At 51.0% G+C, this 2,580-nt stretch carries 2 protein-coding genes; both read right to left on the minus strand.

The genetic code is table 11. The annotated features are described in order from the left end of the window. On the minus strand, positions 1 to 546 hold a 546-nt coding region (locus ACTHUE_RS15285), incomplete at its 3' end, for a transporter substrate-binding domain-containing protein (protein ID WP_440423916.1). 154 nt (positions 547 to 700) lie between these two features. Further along, positions 701 to 2,578 (minus strand): alpha-amylase family protein, encoded by a 1,878-nt coding sequence (locus ACTHUE_RS15290; protein WP_440402912.1) that lies wholly within the window; start codon positions 2,576 to 2,578, stop codon positions 701 to 703. Positions 2,579 to 2,580 lie beyond the last annotated feature (2 nt).

A 2,580-nucleotide genomic window follows, 5' to 3' on the forward strand; every position in this document is an offset into this window, starting at 1 on the left:
ACCATCTACCGGCACGAGTTCAGCTCCTGCCGCTTTGGCTTTTTCGCCATAGTTGCTGGTCAGGGATTGTGCGGTTTTCACGCCTTTGATGTCATCGATGGATTTGATGTTGCTGTCTTTGCGTACAACCAATACGGCACCGCTCCAGCTGTAAGGCTCGGATTTGTCAAAAGTCGCTTGACGTTCAGGGCTGGTCAGGCCGACTTGGTTGGCGACCACGTCAAAACGGCCAGCTTTCAAACCTGCCATCATAGAGTCCCAACGTGTTTCTTTAAATTCAACTTTGATGCCCAGTTTGTCGGCGACTGCGCGGGTTACTTCGACATCGTAGCCGGTCAATTTGCCGTCTTTGTCGTGGTAAGTGAATGGTGCGTAAGTACCTTCCGTACCGACAGTGATGGTACCTTTGTTGTTGATACGCTCAATCAATGAGCCTGAGGCCGCACCGGATTGTGCCGGAGCAGAAGAAGCTGAGTTGCTACCTTCTCCACCGCAAGCAGCCAAAACTACTGCAGCGATGCTGCCGAGTACGAATTTTTTCAACATGGATTTTTACTCCTGACTTTAAGTGTGTCATTTAGTATTAAAGCGTGCATTCTAAGCGAAACTGCCCAAAATACAAAATACATCTTATGCCTTAAAAGGCCGTCTGAACGCTGATTTGTTCAGACGGCCTTGAATGATGTATAAAAAATTCAGCTTATGCAATTTCAAGCCACATGACTTGATAGGGTTGCAGTACTAAGTCCTGATTCAGAGAAACGGTTTGGCCGCTGATCAAATCGTGCGCTTTGAACGGCATGGCCTGCAAGGTGTGCGCACTGATGGTTTGCGCTTGTTCGCTGAAGTTACCGAATGCCAAAAGCGCGTTGTTGCGCATATAGCCGATGATGTGTTTGTTGTTGGTGTTGAAGGTGACCAATCTACCGCCATTAAAGCGCGGATTGCTTTGGCGGATGGAAATCATATGGCGCAAACCTTGGAAGATTTGACCGGCAGTGGTCGAGCTGTCATGGCGTTGGTTGTACAACTCCTCATTGTAACGAGGACGGTGTGCCCAGCGGCTGTCGTCACTCTTGTTGCTGTCGTTCGACCAGTCGTCGTCGTTGAGCGTACCGACTTCGTCGCCTAGATAAATCAGCGGTAAGCCGCCGGTACTCAAAGCGATACTGTACAAAAGTTTGATGCGCTCAACGGCATATGGATCGTTTTGCGCCAAGCCGACCAATGCTGCGGCTGTACCACTGACACGGCAGTCGCCTGTGCTTGGGTTGTATTGGAACGGTACACCGCGCGCGAAGCTGCCGTCGAAATGGTTGACGAAGAAGCGGTTGAGGAATTGTCGGTGGTCGTAGCCGTGAATACCGAACTGCCATGCGTCCTCATCGGCAAATGTCCAGCCGATGTCGTCATGACTGCGGACATAGTTGACCCATGCAGTATGGTCGGGCAGGTTGTGGCGGTAGGTTAGTGCTTGATGGAGCAGGTTGACTTCGCGTGTGGCGAGGGTGTTCCACAACAATGCCATTTGCAGAGGGTTGTAGCCGATTTGGCATTCGTCTTGGCTGATGTATTGGACAACTTGGTCAGGATGGACGATGGCTTCGGATTTGAAGAACACGGCTGGCGCTGCGATACGCATTACGGAGTTAAACGCGCGAATCAGGGCGTGTGCCTGAGGCAGGTTTTCGCAGCTTGTGCCCATTTGCTTCCAAATAAAGGCAACGGCATCCATGCGCAGAATATCAACGCCCAAGTTGGCAAGGAATATCATTTCGCCTGCCATAGCGCGGAATACCCATGGGTTGCTGTAATTCAAGTCCCACTGGAAGGAGTTGAATGTTGTCCATACCCAGCGTCCGTCTTCCAGTTGGGAGAAGCCGCCCGGGTGTTGGTCGGGGAAGATTTCACGCAGAGTGCGGTCGTATTGGTCGGGCATCCAGCGGTCGGGGAAGATGTAGTAGAAGTTGTCGTAGAGCGGATCACCGGCGGCGCAGCCTTTTGCCCATTCGTGTTCGTTAGAAGTGTGATTGAAGATGAAATCTACAACGGCGGAAATACCTGCTTCGTGCAAGGCGGCAATGACATCACGCAAGTCGTCTATTGTGCCTAGTGCCGGATTGACATCGCGGTAGCTGCTGACAGCATAGCCGCCGTCGCTTTTGCCTTCAGGGCATTTAAACGGGGGCATTAGGTGCAGATAGGTCAGACCCAATTCTTGGAAATAAGGGATTTTGGCTTTCAAGCCTTGCAGATCACCTGCGAACAAATCGACGTAGCACACGCCGCCAACCTGTTTGTTGGACAAAATCCAGTCAGGATCGTTTTCGCGTGCGATATCGATGTCTTTTAAGGATGAGTTGCGTTGGGAATAGCTTTGCCATGCTTGGGCAATCAGTTGCTCCAACATGGGGAGGACGGCTTCGTTGTTGTTGTAAACATTGTCCAGCTCGTGCATCAGTTTTGGGAAGTGTTCCTCAAGTCGTCTGTCAAACTGTTTCCAGTCTTCAGATGTCTCGATGCTTGCACGCTGTTCGGGGGTATAAATCGATAGGGTGCGTTCTTTAAGGTGATGCAAGG

This window comes from Neisseria sp. P0021.S005 (genome assembly GCF_051956955.1).